A 15,269-nucleotide genomic window follows, 5' to 3' on the forward strand; every position below is an offset into this window, starting at 1 on the left:
CACACCCGGCATAACCCGGGTAATGCTCACTATACACACGACCCTGGCCCGCGGCGCAAGCCCCGAATCGCGACACGCCCGACACCGACCGGGAAAAAGTTGCGTTCGCGGACACCTGTCGTGAACTGCCAGTTTGTACAGATCTGAAGGAAGTGTCACCCAGTGATGCTTATGGTGGACACGTGACCGATTCCGAGCAGCCCGAAACCATCGACGGCGCGCCGCGGGCAGAGGTGGCAAACGACCGACCGGTCCGCACCGCGGCGTTCTTCGATCTCGACAAGACCGTGATCGCCAAGTCGAGCACGCTCGCTTTCAGCAAACCTTTTTTCGAGCAGGGGCTGATCAATCGGCGGGCGGTGCTCAAGTCCACCTACGCGCAGTTCCTGTTCATGATGTCGGGGGCCGACCACGATCAGATGGACCGGATGCGCAGCTACCTGACCAACATGGTGGCCGGTTGGGATGTCGATCAGGTCAAGTCGATCGTCGCCGAGACCCTGCACGACATCGTCGACCCGCTGGTGTTCGCCGAGGCCGCCGAACTGATCGCCGACCACAAGCTGTGCGGCCGCGACGTCGTGGTGGTGTCCGCCTCGGGTGAGGAGATCGTGGCGCCGATCGCGCGGGCGCTGGGCGCCACCCACGCGATGGCCACCCGGATGGTGGTCGAGGACGGCAAGTACACCGGGGAGATCGCGTTCTACTGCTACGGCGAGAACAAGGCCGAGGCGATCCGCCAGCTCGCCGCCCGGGAGGGGTACGCACTCGAGCACTGCTACGCCTACTCCGATTCGATCACCGATCTGCCGATGCTCGAGGCCGTCGGACATCCCACCGTGGTGAACCCGGACCGGGCACTGCGCAAGGAGGCAGCCGCCCGCAACTGGCCGGTGCTGACGTTCACCCGCCCGGTGTCGCTGCGGGACCGCATCCCCGCCCCGTCCGGCGCCGCGGTGGCAACCACCGCCGCTGTCGGCATGAGCGCACTCGCGGCGGGCGCGCTGACGTATTCGTTGTTGCGGCGCTTCGCATTCTGAGTTCGGCCGCCGCCACGGCGGGCCGCCCGGCCGCATCCGCTCCCCGAGACCTTGATGTGACGGCGATCACGTAGTACAAAGGAAGCACGGCGGCCCGGTGAGGCCAAGGTCGAGCCGGAAGAGAAGGCCCGACCCCCCGAACCGGGCTACCCAGCACGGGTCCCGGTACCCACGCGTAGCACGTGCCGCTATGAAGGCAGAAGTGTTGCGGGCCTGCGTAATTGCGGTAAGCGGGCGACGAGTCGGCCCTTTGGGTTGGGGCCGCAGACGCAGCGCATCGCGAGGACGCCGAGGCCAACCCACGCAACCCACCTGAGCACGCCTGGTAACCGGCGCCCCGTGCTAGCGGGCGGCGAATCGAGCCAGTTTCGAAGCGCCGCCCGCTTCGTGTGCGGACCCTCTTCCCGACCCCGCCTCATTCGCCTCCGCCTGCGCTTCGGCCCCGCCTCATTCGCCTCCGCCTGCGCTTCGGCCCCGCCTAATTCGCCTCCGCCTGCGCTTCGGCGATCGAAATCGCTTCCCGCGCACCGGCATGCAACGCACGCGCGGTCAACATCAACCAGGTGGTGAGCCCGTCCCGGGTGCCCGAGGCGAAGCCCTGCGCCGCCGCCCGGTAGTCCCGCTGCTGGGTCATCCAGAACACCTCCGGCACCCCCAGACCGTGCGGGTCCAGACCGCTGGCCATCGTCACCAACCGCGACGCCGCGCGGGCCACCACCCCGTCCGCGGTGCCGAACGGCGCCAGCGCGAGCAGCTCACCGTGCACCACCGCCGCCAGCACCGTCGCGGGCGCCCGGGTGCCGCCGGTCACCAGATGGGCCAGCAGCTCCAACCGTTGCCCGGTCTCGGTGTCACCGCGCGGGCGGCCCAGGTGGTCGTCGTCGGTGAGGTCCGCGGCCGCCAGCGCGTGCAGCCGGGCCAGCGCCTGCAGCGGCGCCCGCCGCCACACCCCGACCAGGGCGGTCTCCCCGCCCTCCAGCGCCTGCGCCACCCGCAGCGCGCCCGCCAGGATCGGATCGGGCGGATCGTCCGGTGCGATCTGCAGCGGCCCACCGTCGAGCACCGAGGAGGCCCGGGCAGCGCGCAACGCCGCCTCGGCCGCGGTGGTCGGCCAGCCGCGCAGGTTGACGCGGTGCCGGTGGGCCTTGCCCAGCGCCTCCCGCGCCAGCTCACCGGCCGATGTCACCCCGGGAAGCTCGGTCAACGGCGCCAACGGATCGGTCACGAAGCCACGCTAACCCGGTCCAAGCCCGCACCGGCCGGCCGGGCCGCCGGACCGGCGAATCCACCCGATGGATGTGGTGACCCAGCCGACTTTCGGCATCCGCAATGGATAGGCTCACACCATGTCCGAGACGCACACTGAAGCCCAGTCGGTCTACCCTCCCCCGGCTGAGTTCGCAGCCCAGTCCAACGCGACCGCAGACCTGTACCGGGAGGCCGAGGCCGACCGGCTGGCGTTCTGGGCCAGACAGGCCGAGCGGTTGACCTGGGCGAAACCGTTCGAGCAGGTGCTGGATTGGTCGGAGGCACCGTTCGCCAAGTGGTTCGTCGGCGGCCGCCTCAACGTCGCCTACAACTGCGTGGACCGCCACGTCGAAGCCGGCAACGGCGACCGGGTGGCCATCTACTGGGAGGGTGAGCCGGTCGGCGATTCCCGCACCCTGACCTACGCCCAACTCAAGGACGAGGTCAGCAAGGCCGCCAACGCGCTGACCCGGCTCGGACTGCGCACCGGGGACCGGGTCGCCATCTACATGCCGATGATCCCCGAGGCGATCATCTCGATGCTCGCCTGCGCCCGGCTGGGTGTGCTGCACAGCGTCGTGTTCGCCGGGTTCTCCTCCTCGGCGCTGACCGCGCGTATCCAGGACGCCGAGGCCAAACTCCTCATCACCGCCGACGGGCAGTACCGCCGCGGAAACGCGGTGCCGCTCAAGACGAACGCCGATGAGGCGGTGCAGAACCAACCCACCGTCGAACACGTTCTGGTGGTGCGGCGCACCGGCCTGGACGTGCCGTGGACCGAGGGTCGCGACGTGTGGTGGCACGACGCCGTGGACAACGCCTCCACCGAGCACACCCCCGACGCGTTCGACTCCGAACATCCGCTGTTTTTGCTGTACACCTCGGGCACCACCGGGAAACCGAAGGGCATCGTCCACACCACCGGCGGGTTCCTCACCCAGACGGCCTACAGCCACCACTACGTCTTCGACATCAAACCGGAGACCGACGTGTTCTGGTGCACCGCCGACATCGGCTGGGTCACCGGGCACAGCTACATCGTGTTCGGGCCGCTGGCCAACGGGGCCAGCCAGGTGGTGTACGAGGGCACCCCGAACTCGCCCGATGAGCACCGGCACTTCCAGATCATCGAAAAGTACGGTGTCACCATCTATTACACGGCCCCGACATTGATCCGCACGTTCATGAAGTGGGGCCGGGAGATCCCGGACGCGCACGATCTGTCCAGCCTGCGACTGCTCGGTTCGGTGGGTGAGCCGATCAACCCGGAGGCCTGGCGGTGGTACCGCAAGGTGATCGGCGGTGACCGCACCCCGGTGGTCGACACCTGGTGGCAGACCGAGACCGGCGCCATCATGATCTCCCCGCTGCCCGGCGTGACGGCGGCGAAGCCGGGCGCGGCAATGGCCCCGCTGCCCGGCATCTCCGCCCAGATCGTCGATGACGACGGCGATCGCATCCCGAACAGCCCCGAGGGCGGCGAACCGATCACCGGGTACCTGGTGCTCGACCAGCCGTGGCCGGCGATGCTGCGCGGCATCTGGAACGATCCCGAGCGCTACCGCGAAACCTATTGGCAGCGTTTCGAATCCAAGGGTTGGTACTTCGCCGGTGACGGCGCCCGCTACGACGCCGACGGCGACATCTGGGTGCTGGGCCGCATCGACGACGTGATGAACGTGTCCGGACACCGCATCTCGACCGCTGAGGTGGAATCCGCTCTGGTCGGCCACTCCGGGGTGGCCGAAGCCGCGGTGGTCGGCGCCAGCGACCCGCAGACCGGCCAGGCGATCTGCGCGTTCGTCATCCTGGAGGCCGACGCCAAGGACAACGACAACATGGTCGAGGAACTGCGGGCGCAGGTGGCCCGGGAGATCTCCCCCATCGCCAAACCCCGGGAGATCCATGTGGTGCCCGAGCTGCCCAAGACCCGCAGCGGCAAGATCATGCGCCGGCTGCTCCGCGACGTCGCCGAGGGCCGCGAACTCGGGGACACCTCGACGCTGGTCGATCCGAACGTGTTCGAAGCCATCCGGGCCACCAAGGGTGGGCCGAGCTAGCTGCGCCGTCCGGCCGGGGCGATCAGGGGACGGCGCCGATCGGCACGAACCCCGCACCCGGCCGGTTCTTGGCGTTGATGTCGGCGAGCTGGGTGTTGAACGAGATGGTGACCGCCGGCGTGTGCAGCGGGATGAACTTGACCACGCACGTCGGCAACACCTCGCTGAACGCGCCGTGGATCATGCCGACCAGCCGGTTGTTCACCGTGACCGGCGCACCGGAGTCACCCGGCTGACCGCACACCTGGTTCACGATGGTGCCCGGCTGCTGGCCCGGGCCCCAGGTCACCCCGCAGGAGTGACCGGTGGTGCGGCCCAGCTTGCACGCGATCTCCCCGAACACCGGGTCCGGCCCCAACCCGTCGATGCGGAATCCGTTGACCTCGTTGACCGGGATCACCTTCTGCGGATCGAACTCGATCACCGCGTAGTCCAGCGCGTCGTTACCGGCGACCATGGTGCCCAGCACTCCGGCGTCCTCGGCGCCCTCGGCGGACACCACCGCGCCCGGGCCGCCGCAGTGCGCCGAGGTGAATCCGACCAGCGCGCCACGGTTGTCGTGACCGATCGTGGTCAGCGTGCACAACGTCTCACCATTGACCACCAGGCCCGAACCGCCGCCCAGCGGCACCGGGCCGGCGGCGTGGGCGACGACGGACGGCACCAGCGCCGCAACCAGCAACCCGGTCAATGCGACGATGGGCAACATCCAGCGGCGTCTGGTCGCCAAGTGTCCTCCCGAAAACCGACGTTCCCCGACCCGCTACAACACGCTCGACAGCCAGTCTAACCGCGACCGGCATCGTTGAGCGGGTCTGCGCATGGCAACATGAACCGCGACCCACCGACATCGGAGGATGTTCTCGTGAGCACTGGCGAGCGTAAGAATGGCGTGCCGACCACCGTCACCTCGATCCCCTTGGTCGACCCGCACGCGCCCAAACCCGATCCGTCGATCGGGGATCTCGTCAAAGACGCGACGGCACAGGTGTCGACGCTGGTGCGGGCCGAGGTCGAACTGGCCAAGGCCGAGATCACCCGCGACGTCAAACGCGGTCTCACCGGCAGCGTGTTCTTCATCGCCGCGCTGACCGTGCTGTTCTACTCCACGTTCTTCCTGTTCTTCTTCCTCGCCGAGCTGCTCGACACCTGGTTGTGGCGGTGGGCCGCGTTCCTGATCGTGTTCGGGATCATGGTCGTCGTCGCGGCCGTGCTCGCGCTGTTCGGATATCTGAAGGTGCGCCGCATCCGCGGGCCGAAGCAGACCATCGAATCGGTCAGGGAGACCCGCGAAGCCCTCACCCCCGGCCACGACCGGGCCGGGGCCCCGACCGCACCCGAGGCCACGGCCGGTAAACCGAGCGACCCATCCGGTTGGTGATGCCGCCGCCCGACCCGTCGGTGACCCGCATCGACGGTCCCTGGCGTCACCACGAGGTGCACGCCAACGGCATCCGCTTCCACGTGGTGGAGGCCGAACCGGATGAGGCCGACCGGCGGATCCCGCGGACCGAGCGGCCGTTGGTCATCCTGCTGCACGGGTTCGGGTCGTTCTGGTACTCCTGGCGCCATCAGCTGACCGGCCTGACCGGACTGACCGGGGCGCGGGTGGTGGCGGTCGATCTGCGCGGCTACGGCGGCAGCGACAAACCGCCGCGCGGCTACGACGGCTGGACCCTGGCCGGTGACACCGCCGGGCTGGTCCGCGCACTCGGACATCCGCGCGCGGCGCTGGTCGGCCACGCCGACGGCGGGCTGGTCTGCTGGGCCACCGCGGTGCTGCATCCCCGGGTGGTGCGGTCGATCGCGCTGGTCAGCTCCCCGCATCCGGCGGCGTTACGGGCCTCGGCGCTGTCGAACCGCGCACAGGCGCGCGCCCTGCTGCCGTCACTGCTGAGCTATCAGCTGCCGCGCTGGCCGGAACGGATGTTGACCAAGGACGACGGCGCCCGGCTCGAGCGGCTGGTGCGCAGCCGGGCCGGCGCGCAGTGGCCGGCGACCCAGGACTTCGCCACCACCGTCGGGCATCTGCGCCGCGCCATCCAGATCCCCTCGGCGGCGCACTCCGCGCTGGAGTACCAGCGCTGGGCGGTGCGCAGCCAGCTGCGCAGCGAGGGACACCGGTTCATGCGGTTGATGACCCGGCCGGTCCGCGTTCCGGTGCTGCACCTGCACGGCGAGTCCGACCCGTACGTGCTGGCCGACCCGGTGCACCGGACGCAGCGCCACGCCCCGCACGGCCGCTACGTATCCGTGCCGGGCGCAGGGCATTTCGCCCACGAGGAAGCCCCCGCTGTGGTCAACGAGGAACTCGGCCGCTTCCTGACCGGCCGCACCGGCCGTTAAGGGGCCGGCGCGCCCACGCACTGCCCGGTCGGAACCGGTTCGGTGTTGCCGACCCGGGCGATCTGATGCTCGACCTGCTTGGCGGTGAGCACGAAGCCGGTGTCGTCGTCATCGACGGCCGCGCCGAACACCACCCCGAGCACCTTGCCGCTGCGGTCGATCATCGGTCCGCCGGAGTTGCCCTGTTTGATGCTGCCGCGCACCGTGTAGACGCTGCGGGTGACGGTCTTGCTCTGGTAGATGTCCGGGCCCTTGAGGGTGATGGTCTCGCGCACCCGCACCGGGGTGGCCACGAAGTCACCGCCGCCCGGATAGCCCATCGCCACCGCGTCGGTGCCCGGCGGCGCCTCGTGATCGACGAACTGCAACGGCCGCAACGGAAGATCTGGCACATCGAGGATGGAGATGTCGATGTCCGGGTCGTAGGACACCACGGTGGCCGGATACTCCTGGCCGTCGGCGTCGATGGTGACCTGATCAGCCCCCGCGACGACGTGCGCATTGGACATCACCCGGTTGGGGGCGATGACGAAACCGCTGCCCTCCAGCACCTTCCGGCAGACCTCGGCGACACCGCGGATCTTGACCACGCTCGGCGCGGTCAGACCGACCACGGTGTCCTGGGCCAGTGCCGGATCGGGTTCGTCGACGGCGGCGATCGGGGTGCGGCCGAAGGGTTCCAGCACATCGGGCAGCCCGGAGTCGTCGAGCAACGCCGAGATACGCTGCGGCACCGACCGCAACCATTCCGGCGCGACCTTGTCGACCTCGGAGAGCAGTCGTGAATCGCTCACCGCGGCGGCCACCGCCGGCTGACCCGACGTCGACGCCAGCGGGGTGGCCAGCAGCCAGGCCGCGAGCAGCACCGCCACCAGTTGCATCGCGACGCCGGTCACCGAGTCCAGCGCGCGCACCGGCCCGCTGCGGAGTGCGCTGCGCGCCGCGCGGCCCAGCACCACACCGGCGATCTCGCCGATCACCACCAGCGCCAGGATCAGGAACAGGGTGGCGAACAGCCGGGTTCGGGCGCCGTCGATGTAGGTGACGACGTGCGGGGCCAGCAGCACCCCGGCCACCGCGCCGAGCACCACCCCCAGGAAGGACATCAACGAACCCACCGCGCCGGAGCGCCACCCGGAGATCGCGGCGATCAACGCCACGGCGAGGATGGCGAAGTCGAGCCATTGCGCCGCTGTCATTGTCGAGCCTCAGTCATCGTGGGCATCACCGTATCTGCCGGGCGACCGATCCGGGCTTCCGGCAAGGGCCATGGCCTCGTCGAGTTCGCGAACGTCGTCGGTGTTCCAGGGTCGGGCCCAGCCGGCCACGTCGAGCATCGCGGAGATCACCTGTCCGGTGAAACCCCACACCAGCATCTCGTTGAGCACGAACGCGGGCCAGGCGAGGCGGTGGGTCCGGGCGTCGCGGTGCACCATGATGCGGTTTTCCGGGTTGACGAAGGCGCGCACCGGAATCCGCGACACCAGTGCCGCCTCGGCCGGATCGACGACGCCGACCGGGCCGGGATCCGGTGAGTAGGCCAGCACCGGCACCACGTGGAACCCCGACGGTGGGATGAACATCTTCTCCATCGTCGCCAGCGGCTGCAGCCGGGCGGTGTCGATTCCGGTCTCCTCGGCGGCCTCCCGAAGCGCGGTGTACACCGGGTCCGGGTCGGTGTCGTCGGCGGCGCCGCCCGGGAACGCGGCCTGCCCGGCGTGATGCCGCAGCGTCGACGCGCGCACCGTCAGCAGCAGGTCGGCGTCGTCGGGCAGTTCACCGGCCGGCGCGTCCGGCGGGCCGGAGAACAACACCAGCACCGCGGCGTCCCGCTTGGGCTTCCCGGCGGGGCCGGACGTGTCCCGGCCCGCGGCCCGGTCGGCTTCGGCGTCGGCCTCCAGGATCGCCGACACCACCTCCGCGGGCAGCCGGCGCCGGTACGCCCGCCGGATGTGGTCGACGTTGTCGACCAGCTGCTTGAGCCAGGGCGGCGCAGCATCGGGAGCCAGCCGGCTCCGTTCCCGCTCCCACCTCACCGCGACTCTCCTAACTCCCGCTCGACCGCCGCGGCGATCTCATCGGCGGTGGTGAACGCGCGCGGCAGAACCTCGCCCACGGTACCGTCCGCCCGCAACACCACCGTGGCAGGCATCACATTCGGCACCCGCAGCGCCGCGGCGATTCTGCGCTCACCGTCCTGCAGCGTCGGCAACCGCACCCCGAGTTCGGTCAGCAGGGCCAGCCCGGCCGCCTCGTTGGGATCCTGGTGCACGGTCAGCACGGTCACCTCGGGGCCGGCCCGGTGCTGGTATTCGGCCATGGCGGGCAGTTCGTCGCGGCACGGTCCGCACCAGTAGGCCCACAGGTTGAGTACCACCGGCCGGCCGGCCAGCGCGGGCGCCACGTCGATCGGGGCGCCGTCGGCGGCGCACCGCACCTCGATGCCGCGCAGCGGCTCCGGGCCCGCTCCGCCGTCGCCCTCCGGACACGGCGCCAGATCCGCGGCGGCCCGCACCTCGGCCGGCGCCGCTCGGTCCCCGGCCGGTTGTTCGGCGACCACCGGCGGACCGCCGCGCTGCGCGGGTGGGGCCGGGCTGTCGAGTTGCCGCCACAGTCCCACACCCACGGCCAGCGCCACGATCAGCGCAGCCAGGCTCCAGCGGGTCGTCGCACTCATGGGCCGCGGCCTCTACAGGCCGGCCAGCGCCAGCAGGTGGTCTCGTTCCGGTCCCCTGACCAGTTCGGCCGCGGCGAGCTTGTCGGTCTCCCCGATCCCGTAGGACGGGCAGTCGTCGGCCAGCACGCACACTCCGCACGCCGGTTTGCGGGCATGGCACACCCGGCGGCCGTGGAAGATCACCCGGTGGCTCAGCAGGGTCCACTCCCGGCGTTCGATGAGCTTGCCGACGGCGTGTTCGACCTTGACCGGATCCCGCTCGTCGGTCCACCGCCACCGCCGCACCAACCGGCCGAAATGGGTGTCCACCGTGATGCCGGGGACGTCGAACGCGTTGCCGAGGATGACGTTGGCGGTCTTTCGGCCGACCCCGGGCAGCGTCACCAGGTCCTCGAGGTTGTCGGGCACCTCGCCGTCGAAGCGCTCGACCAGCTCCTGACCGAGCCGGATCAGCGAGTTCGCCTTGGTGCGGAAGAAGCCGGTCGGCCGGATCAGCTCCTCGAGTTCGGCACGGTCGGCCTGCGCGTAGTCCAGCGCGGTCCGGTACTTGCGGAACAGCGCCGGGGTGGTCAGGTTCACCCGTTTGTCGGTGCTCTGCGCGGACAGGATCGTCGCCACGGTGAGCTCGAGCGGGTTGGTGAAGTCGAGTTCGCAGTACACGTGGGGGAAGGCCTGCGCCAGCTTCCGGTTCATCCGCCGGGCCCGCCGCACCAGGCCCAGCGGGGTTTCGGCGTCCCAGTTCTTCTTCGATCTGGCCTTCTTCGCCGTGGTCTTCGAATCTGCCGAGGTCTTCGAATCTGCCGAGGGGGCGGACCGCCGAGTGCGCTTGACCGGTGCCGACTCCGCGGCCGAGGACGCTCCCGTTGTCACGGCTGCCAGCCTACTGAACCCGGTCCGGGGCCCGGCCGCGCTCGAGCCGCGTGTGGTTTCGGGGGTGCATCCCGGGCGGATCCGTCGAACCGTTTGACGGTAGTGGCGCCGGTGACGTTTTGTGATCACCCTGAGATCTTCGGCGTGTTTACTTCAGCCTTGTGTCTTGGTTGCTCGTCGCGTTCATCCCCGGGTTGCTGATGCTGGCGACCTTCGGGCTGGAACGCCTCGAAGCCGGTCTGGTCGACGACGCCGCCGCCGACCATCCGGTCCGGGCGCCCCAACGGAACCCTACCGCCGGCGTCGAGGCTGATCGGGCGGCTGCCGCCGGGCCGTCGACCAACGGTGTGTCGCGTACCATCGTCGGGTGGGCCGCTGACCTGGACAAACCGGCGCTGCCCACCCGCATATATGTCCATCACCAGCAGAAAACGAGTTTTCAGCCGCCCCGACATGCAGATCGTGTGTAGCGTGGGTAAGTCACGCACGTGACATACCTCTAGACTGACTTCGCTAACCGGAACAGGGGTCGGCTGGCGCATGTCACATCACCCAACGGCGTAAGAGGAACAGACTGTGGACGAGATCCTGGCGAGGGCCGGAATCTTCCAGGGGGTTGAACCCAGCGCGGTAGCCGCGCTGACCAAGCAACTGCAGCCCGTGGACTTTCCACGTGGTCACACCGTGTTCGCCGAGGGGGAGCCAGGCGACCGGTTGTACATCATCATCTCCGGCAAGGTGAAGATCGGCCGGCGGTCACCGGACGGACGGGAGAACCTGCTCACGATCATGGGCCCGTCCGACATGTTCGGTGAGCTGTCGATCTTCGACCCGGGCCCGCGGACGTCGAGCGCCACCACGATCACCGAGGTCCGCGCGGTGTCGATGGACCGCGACGCGCTCCGGGGGTGGATCAAGGACCGTCCGGAGATCGCCGAGCAGCTGTTGCGCGTGCTGGCCCGCCGGCTGCGCCGCACCAACAACGCGCTGGCCGACCTGATCTTCACCGACGTGCCGGGCCGGGTGGCCAAGCAGCTGCTGCAGCTCGCGCAGCGGTTCGGCACCCAGGAGGGCGGCATGCTGCGGGTCACCCACGACCTGACGCAGGAGGAGATCGCCCAGCTGGTCGGCGCGTCGCGGGAGACCGTGAACAAGGCGCTGGCGGACTTCGCCCAACGGGGCTGGATCCGGCTCGAGGGTAAGAGCGTACTGATCTCCGACTCGGAGCGGCTGGCCCGCCGAGCCCGCTGACATCTCGCGATTTCGGCGTGGTTGCGATCGCTCAGCGGTCGTGACCACGCCGAAATCGCAAGTAATCGAGCTGGGCGCGCACCGACGACTCGGCGGCGTCCCACAGTTTCTCGTCGACATCGGTGTAGACGTGTTCCACCACCTGACGCGCGGTGGCGTCCTCGCCGAGTTCCCGCAGCGCCGCGCGGACCTGTTCGAGACGTTCCTCGCGGTGCGCCAGATACATGTCGCTGACCGCGGCCAGATCCGGTAGTTCGGGCCCGTGGCCGGGCAACACCACCCGCCGGCCCAGCCCCCGCAGCCGCCGCAGCGACTCCAGATACGCCGCGAGGCTGCCGTCCTCGTCATCGATCACGGTGGTGCCCCGCCCGAGCACCGTGTCGGCGGTCAGCACCGCGTCGTCGAGCACGAACGACAGCGAGTCGACGGTGTGGCCGGGTGTGGCCAGCACCGTGATCCGCAGGCCGGCGGCTTCGATGACCTCACCGTCGGTGAGCGGACCACCCAGCCCGCGCAGGAATCCGCTGCCGACCGACCGCACCACCGCGCCGGTGGCGTCGACGATCTTGTCGATGCCCCCGGTGTGGTCCTCGTGTTTGTGGCTGATCAACACCAGCGGGATCGGCCCCAGCTCGGCCAGCCGGGCGATGTGGTCGGCGTCGTCGGGCCCCGGGTCGACGACCACCATCTCGTCGCTGCCCGGTCCGCGCAGCACCCAGGTGTTGGTGCCGTCCAGCGTCATCAGGCCCGGGTTGTCGGCGAGCAGCACCGAGGCGGTCTCGGTCACCGGGCGCAGCAGCCCGTAGGCCGGATGCTCCAGATCGCTCACCTGATCTCGGCAATCAGCTCGACTTCCACCGGGGCGTCCAGCGGCAGCTCCGACACCCCGACCGCCGAGCGCGCGTGCGCGCCGGCGTCCCCGAAGATCTCCCCGAACAGTTCCGACGCCCCGTTGACCACCCCCGGCTGACCGGTGAAGCCCGGCGCGGACGCCACGAAGCCGACCACCTTCACGATCCGGGTGACGGCGTCGATCCCGGCCAGGTCGTGCACCGCCGCCAGCGCGTTGAGCGCACACACCCGGGCCAGCGCCTTCGCCTGCTCCGGGGTCACCTCGCCGCCCACCTTGCCGGTGGCCGCCAGGTTGCCGTCGACCATCGGCAGCTGACCCGAGGTGTAGACGAGGTTGCCGGTGCGCACCGCCGGTACATACGCCGCCACCGGCGCGGCCACGGCGGGCAGGCTGATGCCCAGTTCGGTGAGTCGGTTCGACCAGGTGCTCACTTCGGACGCTTCAGGTAGGCCACGTGCTGTTCGCCGGTGGGTCCGGGCAGCACCGACACCAGTTCCCACCCGTCTTCACCCCACTGGTCGAGGATCTGCTTGGTCGCATGGGTGAGCAACGGCACTGTGGCGTACTCCCACCGGGTTGGTTCGGTCATGTTCTGAGCTTATCGGTCGGTCAAATCCTGCTTGGCTAGCATGCAGTGGTGAGTTCTTCACCCAGCGGCAACAAACCGGTCGGTTGGCCGTCGCGCCTGACCAGGGCCCGGCTGCATTTCGTCACCGGCAAGGGCGGTACCGGCAAATCCACCATCGCGGCCGCGCTCGCGTTGTGCCTCGCGGCCGGTGGACGCAAGGTGTTGCTGGTCGAAGTCGAAGGCCGCCAAGGTATTGCACAGCTGTTCGACGTCCCACCGCTGCCGTACGAGGAAGTCAAGATCGCGACCGCCGAGGGCGGCGGCGTGGTCAACGCGCTGGCGATCGACACCGAGGCCGCGTTCCTGGAATACCTCGACATGTTCTACAACCTGGGGCTGGCCGGCCGCGCGATGCGGCGCATCGGCGCGGTCGAGTTCGCCACCACCATCGCCCCGGGCCTGCGCGATGTGCTGCTCACCGGCAAGATCCGCGAGATCGTCACCCGTAACGACAAACCGGACAAGCACGCCAAGCAGCAGATCTACGACGCCGTCGTGGTGGACTCACCGCCCACCGGGCGCATCTCACGCTTCCTCGACGTCACCAAGGCGGTGTCGGATCTGGCCAAGGGCGGCCCGGTGCACGCGCAGGCCGAGAGCGTGGTCAACGTGCTGCATTCCGATCTGACCGCGATCCATCTGGTGACCCTGCTCGAGGCGTTGCCGATGCAGGAGACCATCGAGGCGATCGAAGAACTGCGCGAACTCGACCTGCCGATCGGCAGTGTGATCGTCAACCGCAACATCCCGGCCTATCTCGCACCCGGCGATCTGGCCAAGGCGGCCGAAGGTGACATCGACGCCGACACGGTGCGGACCGATCTGGCCAAGACCGGGATCACGCTGTCCGACAAGGATTTCGCCGGTCTGCTCACCCAGGCCATTCAGCACGCCACCCGGATCCGGGCGCGCGCCGAGAGCGCCACCCAGCTGGACCGGCTGGACGTGCCCCGGCTGCAGCTGCCCGCGCTGCCGGAGGGTATCGACCTCGGCAGCCTCTACGAACTCGCCGAAGCGCTTGCCCACCAAGGTGTCCGATGAACGGTCGGCTCGACGCGCCGATCCGGCACCCGCAGGCACACAGATTGGGGAGGAATCGATGAGCACCGCACCACCCGCCCTCGACATGGGCTCGATCCTCAAGGACACCAGCAACCGCGTGGTGGTGTGCTGCGGCGCCGGCGGCGTCGGCAAGACCACCACCGCGGCGGCGATGGCCCTGCGCGCCGCCGAATACGGGCGCACCGTCGTGGTTCTCACCATCGACCCGGCCAAACGACTGGCCCAGGCACTGGGCATCGACGACCTCGGCAACACCCCGCAGCGGGTGCCGCTGGCCCCGGAGGTGCCGGGCGAACTGCACGCGATGATGCTCGACATGCGCCGGACGTTCGACGAGATGGTGATCCAGTACTCCGGGCCCGACCGCGCCAACGCGATTCTGGAAAACCAGTTCTATCAGACCGTCGCCACGTCACTGGCCGGCACGCAGGAGTACATGGCGATGGAGAAGCTGGGTCAGCTGCTCGCCGAGGACAAGTGGGATCTGGTGGTGGTCGACACCCCACCGTCGCGCAACGCGCTGGACTTCCTGGATGCGCCGAAACGGCTGGGCAACTTCATGGACAGCCGGCTGTGGCGGTTGCTGCTCGGGCCGGGTCGCGGCATCGGCCGGCTGGTGACCGGCGCGATGGGCCTGGCCATGAAGGCGATCTCGACGATCCTGGGCTCCCAGATGCTCGCCGACGCCGCGGCGTTCGTGCAGTCCCTGGACGCCACCTTCGGCGGGTTCCGGGAGAAGGCGGACCGCACCTATGAGCTGCTCAAGCGCCGCGGCACCCAGTTCGTCGTGGTGTCGGCGGCCGAGCCGGACGCGCTGCGCGAGGCGTCGTTCTTCGTCGACCGGTTGTCGGAGGAGCACATGCCGCTGGCCGGGTTGATCCTCAACCGCACCCACCCGACGCTGTGTGATCTGCACCCGGACAAGGCGATCGAGGCCGCCGAGCAGCTCGAGGCGGATGACCCCGCATCGCTGACCGCGGCGGTGCTGCGGATCCACGCCGACCGGTATCAGACCGCCAAGCGGGAGATCCGGCTGCTGTCCCGGTTCACCGGGGCCAACCCGCATGTGCCGATCGTCGGGGTGCCGTCGCTTCCGTTCGACGTCTCCGATCTCGACGCGCTGGGCGCGATCGCCGATCAGATCACCGGAACGACGGAGCCGGCGGCCTGATGTCGGCCGCCGGCTCGTGCGGGTCGGTGAAGTCGGCCGGGGTCGGCCGGTGACGTTGTCAGA

At 69.5% G+C, this 15,269-nt stretch carries 17 protein-coding genes; 7 read left to right on the plus strand and 10 right to left on the minus strand.

Annotated elements, in window-relative coordinates; translation table 11 throughout:
• Nucleotides 1-182: 182 nt before the first annotated feature.
• The gene (locus CKW28_RS21195) at nucleotides 183-1,040 is read left to right on the plus strand and encodes an HAD-IB family hydrolase (protein WP_003925205.1); all 858 of its coding nucleotides are present in this window, start codon (nucleotides 183-185) and stop codon (nucleotides 1,038-1,040) included.
• Nucleotides 1,041-1,518: 478 nt separating this feature from the next.
• Here CKW28_RS21195 and CKW28_RS21205 read toward each other — a convergent pair whose 3' ends face one another.
• Nucleotides 1,519-2,265, minus strand: coding sequence for a Fic family protein (locus CKW28_RS21205; RefSeq protein ID WP_003925206.1), 747 nt, complete (start codon nucleotides 2,263-2,265; stop codon nucleotides 1,519-1,521).
• 121 nt (nucleotides 2,266-2,386) lie between these two features.
• Here CKW28_RS21205 and acs point away from each other — a divergent pair, with 121 nt between their 5' ends.
• Nucleotides 2,387-4,348, plus strand: a complete 1,962-nt coding sequence (gene acs / locus CKW28_RS21210; protein ID WP_003925207.1) for an acetate--CoA ligase — start codon at nucleotides 2,387-2,389, stop codon at nucleotides 4,346-4,348.
• 22 nt (nucleotides 4,349-4,370) lie between these two features.
• Here the strand turns inward: acs and CKW28_RS21215 are convergent, their stop codons facing one another.
• On the minus strand, nucleotides 4,371-5,057 hold the full coding sequence (locus CKW28_RS21215; protein ID WP_003925208.1) for a S1 family peptidase: 687 nt from the start codon (nucleotides 5,055-5,057) through the stop codon (nucleotides 4,371-4,373).
• A 156-nt stretch (nucleotides 5,058-5,213) separates the two neighbouring features.
• On the opposite strand from CKW28_RS21215, the gene CKW28_RS21220 reads away from it, so the two are divergent.
• Together CKW28_RS21220 and CKW28_RS21225 are read left to right on the plus strand one after the other, a co-directional pair.
• Nucleotides 5,214-5,729, plus strand: coding sequence for a phage holin family protein (locus CKW28_RS21220; protein WP_040546820.1), 516 nt, complete (start codon nucleotides 5,214-5,216; stop codon nucleotides 5,727-5,729).
• The gene (locus tag CKW28_RS21225) at nucleotides 5,729-6,694 is read left to right on the plus strand and encodes an alpha/beta fold hydrolase (RefSeq protein ID WP_040546646.1); all 966 of its coding nucleotides are present in this window, start codon (nucleotides 5,729-5,731) and stop codon (nucleotides 6,692-6,694) included. The genes CKW28_RS21220 and CKW28_RS21225 overlap by 1 nt, the downstream gene beginning before the upstream one ends.
• Here CKW28_RS21225 and marP read toward each other — a convergent pair.
• From marP to CKW28_RS23975, 5 genes are all read right to left on the minus strand, one after another.
• Nucleotides 6,691-7,893, minus strand: a complete 1,203-nt coding sequence (marP, locus tag CKW28_RS21230; RefSeq protein ID WP_003925211.1) for an acid resistance serine protease MarP — start codon at nucleotides 7,891-7,893, stop codon at nucleotides 6,691-6,693. The two genes, CKW28_RS21225 and marP, sit on opposite strands and share 4 nt — an antisense overlap.
• A 9-nt stretch (nucleotides 7,894-7,902) precedes the next feature.
• On the minus strand, nucleotides 7,903-8,730 hold the full coding sequence (locus tag CKW28_RS21235) for an NUDIX hydrolase (protein ID WP_003925212.1): 828 nt from the start codon (nucleotides 8,728-8,730) through the stop codon (nucleotides 7,903-7,905).
• Nucleotides 8,727-9,371: a TlpA family protein disulfide reductase gene (locus CKW28_RS21240; protein WP_003925213.1), complete on the minus strand. Its 645-nt coding sequence runs from the start codon at nucleotides 9,369-9,371 to the stop codon at nucleotides 8,727-8,729. Before CKW28_RS21240 ends, CKW28_RS21235 begins: the two co-directional genes overlap by 4 nt.
• 12 nt (nucleotides 9,372-9,383) lie before the next feature.
• A complete protein-coding gene (nth, locus tag CKW28_RS21245; RefSeq protein ID WP_234784898.1) occupies nucleotides 9,384-10,091 on the minus strand; it encodes an endonuclease III in 708 nt (235 codons plus the stop codon).
• 275 nt (nucleotides 10,092-10,366) lie between these two features.
• Entirely contained in the window at nucleotides 10,367-10,729 is a 363-nt protein-coding gene (locus tag CKW28_RS23975; RefSeq protein WP_220096797.1) for a hypothetical protein, read from the minus strand.
• Nucleotides 10,730-10,817: 88 nt separating this feature from the next.
• Here CKW28_RS23975 and crp point away from each other — a divergent pair, with 88 nt between their 5' ends.
• The gene (gene crp, locus CKW28_RS21260) at nucleotides 10,818-11,492 is read left to right on the plus strand and encodes a cAMP-activated global transcriptional regulator CRP (RefSeq protein WP_003925217.1); all 675 of its coding nucleotides are present in this window, start codon (nucleotides 10,818-10,820) and stop codon (nucleotides 11,490-11,492) included.
• A gap of 31 nt (nucleotides 11,493-11,523) precedes the next feature.
• Here the strand turns inward: crp and CKW28_RS21265 are convergent, their stop codons facing one another.
• Genes CKW28_RS21265 through sp36 form a run of 3 tightly spaced genes read right to left on the minus strand, consistent with a single transcriptional unit; the run spans nucleotide 11,524 to nucleotide 12,934 of the window.
• On the minus strand, nucleotides 11,524-12,321 hold the full coding sequence (locus tag CKW28_RS21265; protein ID WP_003925218.1) for an MBL fold metallo-hydrolase: 798 nt from the start codon (nucleotides 12,319-12,321) through the stop codon (nucleotides 11,524-11,526).
• A complete protein-coding gene (locus tag CKW28_RS21270) occupies nucleotides 12,318-12,776 on the minus strand; it encodes a RidA family protein (protein WP_003925219.1) in 459 nt (152 codons plus the stop codon). Before CKW28_RS21270 ends, CKW28_RS21265 begins: the two co-directional genes overlap by 4 nt.
• On the minus strand, nucleotides 12,773-12,934 hold the full coding sequence (gene sp36, locus CKW28_RS21275) for a Sp36 family protein (protein WP_003925220.1): 162 nt from the start codon (nucleotides 12,932-12,934) through the stop codon (nucleotides 12,773-12,775). The genes CKW28_RS21270 and sp36 overlap by 4 nt, the downstream gene beginning before the upstream one ends.
• Nucleotides 12,935-12,979: 45 nt before the next feature.
• Between sp36 and bagA the strand changes: the two genes are divergently transcribed.
• Both bagA and bagB read left to right on the plus strand, forming a co-directional pair.
• A complete protein-coding gene (bagA, locus tag CKW28_RS21280; RefSeq protein ID WP_003925221.1) occupies nucleotides 12,980-14,014 on the plus strand; it encodes an ATPase BagA in 1,035 nt (344 codons plus the stop codon).
• Nucleotides 14,015-14,072: 58 nt separating this feature from the next.
• Nucleotides 14,073-15,206, plus strand: a complete 1,134-nt coding sequence (bagB, locus tag CKW28_RS21285) for an ATPase BagB (protein ID WP_003925222.1) — start codon at nucleotides 14,073-14,075, stop codon at nucleotides 15,204-15,206.
• Nucleotides 15,207-15,269 lie beyond the last annotated feature (63 nt).

Source organism: Mycolicibacterium thermoresistibile (genome assembly GCF_900187065.1).
Classification (GTDB): domain Bacteria; phylum Actinomycetota; class Actinomycetes; order Mycobacteriales; family Mycobacteriaceae; genus Mycobacterium; species Mycobacterium thermoresistibile.

Bases quoted from the DNA above. Each gene is read 5' to 3' on its own strand.
- acs (WP_003925207.1), top strand. From the start codon at position 2,387: ATGTCCGAGACGCACACTGAAGCCCAGTCGGTCTACCCTCCCCCGGCT.
- CKW28_RS21215 (WP_003925208.1), bottom strand. From the start codon at position 5,057: ATGTTGCCCATCGTCGCATTGACCGGGTTGCTGGTTGCGGCGCTGGTG.
- CKW28_RS21225 (WP_040546646.1), top strand. From the start codon at position 5,729: ATGCCGCCGCCCGACCCGTCGGTGACCCGCATCGACGGTCCCTGGCGT.
- marP (WP_003925211.1), bottom strand. From the start codon at position 7,893: ATGACAGCGGCGCAATGGCTCGACTTCGCCATCCTCGCCGTGGCGTTG.
- CKW28_RS21240 (WP_003925213.1), bottom strand. From the start codon at position 9,371: ATGAGTGCGACGACCCGCTGGAGCCTGGCTGCGCTGATCGTGGCGCTG.
- sp36 (WP_003925220.1), bottom strand. From the start codon at position 12,934: ATGACCGAACCAACCCGGTGGGAGTACGCCACAGTGCCGTTGCTCACC.
- bagB (WP_003925222.1), top strand. From the start codon at position 14,073: ATGAGCACCGCACCACCCGCCCTCGACATGGGCTCGATCCTCAAGGAC.